4 protein-coding genes are annotated in these 5,028 nt (G+C 75.4%); 2 read left to right on the top strand and 2 right to left on the bottom strand.

Annotated features, from left to right (window positions below):
- Positions 1-1,073: D-alanyl-D-alanine carboxypeptidase/D-alanyl-D-alanine endopeptidase (dacB, locus tag PLJ28_RS14805; protein ID WP_324590332.1), on the top strand; the 1,073-nt coding region annotated here is incomplete at its 5' end.
- Positions 1,074-1,077: 4 nt separating this feature from the next.
- Positions 1,078-2,625 carry a serine/threonine protein kinase gene (locus tag PLJ28_RS14810; protein WP_324590333.1) on the top strand — a complete coding sequence of 516 codons (1,548 nt, stop codon included), beginning with the start codon at positions 1,078-1,080 and terminating at the stop codon, positions 2,623-2,625.
- A gap of 103 nt (positions 2,626-2,728) precedes the next feature.
- Here the strand turns inward: PLJ28_RS14810 and PLJ28_RS14815 are convergent, their stop codons facing one another.
- A complete protein-coding gene (locus tag PLJ28_RS14815) occupies positions 2,729-4,075 on the bottom strand; it encodes a hypothetical protein (protein WP_324590334.1) in 1,347 nt (448 codons plus the stop codon).
- Positions 4,075-5,028, bottom strand: a 954-nt coding sequence (locus tag PLJ28_RS14820) for a hypothetical protein (protein ID WP_324590335.1), incomplete at its 5' end; no start/stop codon positions are given. The genes PLJ28_RS14820 and PLJ28_RS14815, both read right to left, overlap by 1 nt.

Below are 5,028 nucleotides of genomic sequence, written 5' to 3' on the forward strand. Positions count from 1 at the left end.
TGGAGGTCCTGGGCCCGGGCCACCGCTACACCACCGGTGCCGTCGCCCTGCCCGGCCGCGTGGGAGACCGGGACGTGACCCACGTGGTGCTCGACGCCGGCGGCGACGTGCTGCTCGGCACGGGGAGCAACGCGACGTCCGTCGACGGACGGGCCGGCCTCGGGACGCTGGCCCGGCAGGCCGCCGAGGAACTCGCCACGCGCGGCACCTCCGGGACGGTGACCGTTCGCCTGGACGACTCCGGGTACACGGGCCCGGAGGCCTCCCCGGACTGGAGCCCGGACATCGTCCCCTCGGGCAACGTCTCCGCCGTGCAGCCGATCGCCACTCACGGCGGGCGCCCCGCCGCGGGCACCGGCACCAACCGCCTGCACGACCCGGCGCTGTACGCGGCCGAGGTCTTCCGCGACCACCTCGCCCGCCACGCCCGGGACCTGGACGTCGGGATCCGGGTGTCCGACTCCGTCCGGCGCCTGTCCCTGAAGGGGCGCGGGAGCGAGCTGGCGAGCGTGACGTCGGCCACCGTGGCCCAGCAGGTGACCCACATGCTCAAGACCTCGGACAACCAGGTGGCCGAGGCCACCGGCCGCAACCTGGCTCTGGCCGCCGGTGAGGACGGCAGTTTCGACGGCGCCTCCCGGGCCATCGAGGAGGCCGTGTCCGGGCTGGGGGTGGACACGGCCGGTCTGGACCTCGTGGACGCCTCGGGGCTCTCCGGCAGGAACCGGGTCTCCCCCCTCCAGTTGACCGGGTCGCTCGGGATCGCCACCGGGGATCCCGGGCTGGAGGCAGCGGCCACCGGACTGCCGGTGGCCGGCAAGGAGGGCACCCTCGAGCACCGGATGGTCGGCACACCGGCCCAGGACGTGGTCCGGGCGAAGACCGGGACGCTCAGCTCGGTGGCGTCGCTGACCGGCACGGTGAGGACCGCGGACGAGAGGCAGCTGGTGTTCAGCTTCATCGCCAACGACCAGCCGGGCGTCCTGACCGACGCCCGCTTCGCGGTGGACCGCGCCGCGGCGCTGCTGGCCGGCTGCGGATGCCGCGCTGACGCGGCCGACCCGGGGCCGTAGTGGCATGGGCCAGGTGATCGCGGGCCGGTTCGAACTGGCCGACCACATCGCCTCCGGGGGGTCCGGGTCGATCTGGGCCGCATGGGACCGGCGCCGCGAGCAGTGGTGCGCGGCGAAGGTGCTGCGGCACAAGGACTCCGGTGAGCTGCTGCGCTTCGTGCGCGAGCAGGGCATCCAGCTCGACCACCACCACCTGGCCACGCCCTACGGCTGGGCGGCCGAGGACGCGGACGTGGCGATCTCGATGCCGCTGGTGGCCGGCGGCACCCTGGAGACCGCGCTGGGCGATCACGGCGCGTTCTCCTCCGCCCTCGCGGCACGGATGCTGCTGCAACTGCTGGACGCCCTGGACCACGTGCACCACGCCGGCTGGATCCACCGGGACGTCAAGCCGGCGAACATCCTGCTGGAACCCACGGGGGAGGGCATGCCGCACCTGCGGCTGGGCGACTTCGGGATCGCCGTGCGGGAGGACGATCCGCGGTTCACCACCCTCGGGTGGGTGAACGGCACTCCCGGCTACCTGGCCCCCGAGGCGATGGACCTCGCGGCCCCGGCGCCCGCGCAGGACCTGTACGCGGCCGGCGTGGTGGCCCTGCGGATGCTGGATCCCACCGTGCGGGGTGAACGGGGGCTGGAGGCCGCCGCCCTGGACCCGCGCCGGACGCTGGCCCGGATCGAGGGCGTCGATCCCCGACTCGCCTCCGTGGTGGCCGGGTTGCTCGACGAGGACCCGGGCGACCGCGTCGCGGCCGCCGAACGGGCCCCACGCACCCTCGACGTCCTCGCCACCCCGCAGACGGGGACCGGCGGGTACCTCACGGCCGCGGGCGAGCCGTTCGCGGTGTTCCGCCAGGTCGAGGCCGGTGGGACGACCGGGATCACCGCGGACCGGGCCGGGTTCGGTGGGACGGGGATCCCCGCGGACGGGGTCGGCGTCGGCCGGCCCGCGGATGCGGCCCCGGGACCGGGCCCGACGGCGGCTCCCGGGCCGTCCGCGGACACCGCGCCCCGGGTGCCCGCGCCACCGGTCAGGACCCCACGGGTCGGCAGCCCGCGGTCGACGGGCCAGGCGGCGGAGGCCGGCGAGGATGGCGGGGACCGCGGCCGGGGTGTCGGCGCCCTCCTGCCGTGGACCATGGTGCTGCTGGGGATCGTGGCCCTCGTGGTGGCCGCCGTCCTGCTCCGGCCGGACGGCGGGCGCGCGGGGCCCGGGGCCGAGCAGGACACGGGAACCGATCAGGGTGCCGTGGCGGAGCCGACGTCACGGGGCACCGGCACCGCACCCTCGGCGAGGTCCTCCCCGGCCTCCGCCCCGGAGCCGACGTCACGGGGCACCGGCACCGCACCCTCCGGGAGGTCCTCCCCGGCCTCCGCCCCGGAGTCCCCGGCGCCGTCGGGACGGTCCGGGACGCCGGTCATCACCAGTTCCGTCCGTGCCGGGGACGACTGCACCGCCCTGGAACGCGGACTGGTGGTCACCGGTGCCGACGGCCGGCGGCTGGTGTGCGTGGAGGACACCGGGGGCCTGGTCTGGGAGGCCGACGACTGATCGGCAGGTCCGGCCGGGGCCGCGGTCACCCGGAACCCCCGGCGGGACCTGGCGCTCAGGGGTCCGGGACGCCCAGGGCCTGACGTTCAGGAACCGCCCGCCCTCAGGCGCTGCGCCGGCGCAGCAGCAGCCACGCGACGCCGGTCAGCACGGCGCCCAGCCCGACCCCGCCCAGCAGTGCACCGAGCTCGGTGCCGGACGGGAGCCACCCGCCGTCCCGGGCGCTCGCGGCCTGGGCGTCCTCGCCGTCCGGGGAGCCACCGGCGGCGAGGGTCTGCTCGTCCTGGGCCGCCGCCAGCCACTCGGTCGCACCGGTGGGCTCGCCCGAGAGGGACACGGCCAGCTCGTAGCGGAACGGCTCGGTCCCCTCCCGGCCCCCACGGGCCTCGGAGCCGGTGACCACGATGTAGTAGTCGCCGGCGAACCGCAGGGCGCCGTAGGAGTAGGAGCCGTAATTGTCCGCGCTCACCGGCACGGCGGTGGACCGGGTGAGGGTGGCCCCGTTGTCCGTGTAGGAGATGCCCTGGTCCCCCAGCATCCGGGGGTCCCCCAGCAGGGGGTCGTGGGCCGCGGTCCGGATCTCGCGGACGCGGGACTGCTGGTTGTTGCCGGACGAGAGGCGGTAGCTCAGGCGCTGGCCGTACTCGACCGGGATCCGGAAGTAGGCCGCCTCCCGGGGCTGCAGCTCGGCGGAGAAGACCTGGTCCGCGGTGATCTCGGTGGCCGTGCCGAACGACCGCCCGCCGGTGACGGGCGTCGCCTCGCCGGTGACCGTCACGGACTCCGGCGGGAGGTCCTCCGAGGGAGCCTCGGCCAGCCCGGACTCGTCCACCGGGGGCTCCACCCAGAACCGCAGTTCCACGGCCACGGGGTCGTCCGCCAGCCACTCACCGCTCCGGCTCACCTGGGCCACGACCACGCCGGACTCATCCTCGAAGCATCCGTAGGAGCCTGCCTCCATGGGATCCGTGGCCGTCTTGGCCACCGGCACCTCACCGGTCGTCATCGAGACGTTGTCCGCGACCGGGGGCCCGCACCGCTCGCCCTGCAGGTTCACGAACTCCACGGTGAGCTCGGCCCAGTCGGTGCCGCGCGCGTCGGCGTGGGGGTCGGCGGCCAGGACGGCCGCGGCATGGGCCCGCTCTCCCTCCTGGAGCGCAGGCAACCGGTAGAACCGGGTCGAGGCCGTCGGCGAGGAGGCCTCCTCACTGGTCTGCAGGGTGTCCCGGTAGAGGCCGGGTTCCACCTCGACCGCGCCGGCCAGGCTCTCCCCGCCCGTGACCTCGGTGCCCGAGGGTTGGTACGGGGTGGCCCGGGCGGCGGGCGCGGAGCCCTCCCCGGTGCCGGCAGTCGGCGTGGCGGCCAGCACCGGAGCGCCGGCCCAGGCCGTGAGGGCCAGGGTGAGGCCGAGGGCGGCCAGCGTGCGGGGGGGACGGTTGCTGGTGCTCATCACCGCGGTCCTTCCTGATCGGTGCCGTAGCGGTCGGTGGGGTACTGGCTGCCGGGTGCGGGGGACGCGGGGTGCTGCTGCGTGGTGGCCGGAGCCGCCACGGGCCGCCGTCGGGTCAGGACCAGGGCCGCGGCGCCGATGAGAGCACTGCCGGCGAGGCCGGCGAGGAACCACGGCCAGGGGTTGTCCCCGGCCGGCTCGGTCAGCCCGGTGGCGGTGGCCTTTGCCCCGCCACCACCCTCGTCCGGTTCTCCGGCCGGCGTGGCGCCCGCGGTGGCCTCGCCGGCCTCCGCGTCGTCCTGCTCTCCCGCGTCCTGCTCGGAGTCCGGATCGACCACCCGGCCCGCCCCGGGCTCGGCGATGAGGGGGCCGTCCTGCTCCTGGCCCGTCACCTCGAGCGCCAGCTCATAGGGGAAGGGCTCCCGGTTGCGGTCATCGCTGTACTTGTCCGCGGAGACGACCACGTAGTAGTCACCGGAGAGGTAGGCGTCCTGGCCGTAGACGCCGTCGTGATTGTCCATGCTGACGGAGACCGGCATGTTCAGCGTGGCGGTCTGGCCCGCCGGGCGACGGTGCAGGCGCCGGTCACCCTTCATCGTGACGGGCCCGCGGACGCTGGAGAACACGCTGACGTCCACGGAATCAGGTCCGGCGCCCTCCGAGGCGCCGTTGGCGGCACGGACGTTCAGCCGCTGCCCGTAGCCCACGTGCACCCGGTAGTAGCGCGCCTCGTTCGGCATGACCGAGTCGGAGAGCACCGTCCGGTTCTCGACCTCGACGGCCTCGTTGAAGCTGCCGCCACCGGCGACCGCGGCGGCCGCGCCGGACAGGGTCACCGACCGGGGGGCCTCGTCCTCGTCCGCGTGGGGACCGAGCGTGCTCTCGTCCACGGCCGGCTCGACCACGAACTTGAGCTCCACCGGCATCGGCTCCTCCGCCTGGTGCTCGCCGAA

It is taken from the genome of Citricoccus sp. (assembly GCF_035445025.1).
Taxonomy (GTDB): Bacteria; Actinomycetota; Actinomycetes; order Actinomycetales; family Micrococcaceae; genus Citricoccus.

Excerpts from the sequence above, each read along its gene's own strand:
- PLJ28_RS14815 (WP_324590334.1), bottom strand. The coding sequence starts at position 4,075 with ATGAGCACCAGCAACCGTCCCCCCCGCACGCTGGCCGCCCTCGGCCTC.
- PLJ28_RS14810 (WP_324590333.1), top strand. The coding sequence starts at position 1,078 with ATGGGCCAGGTGATCGCGGGCCGGTTCGAACTGGCCGACCACATCGCC.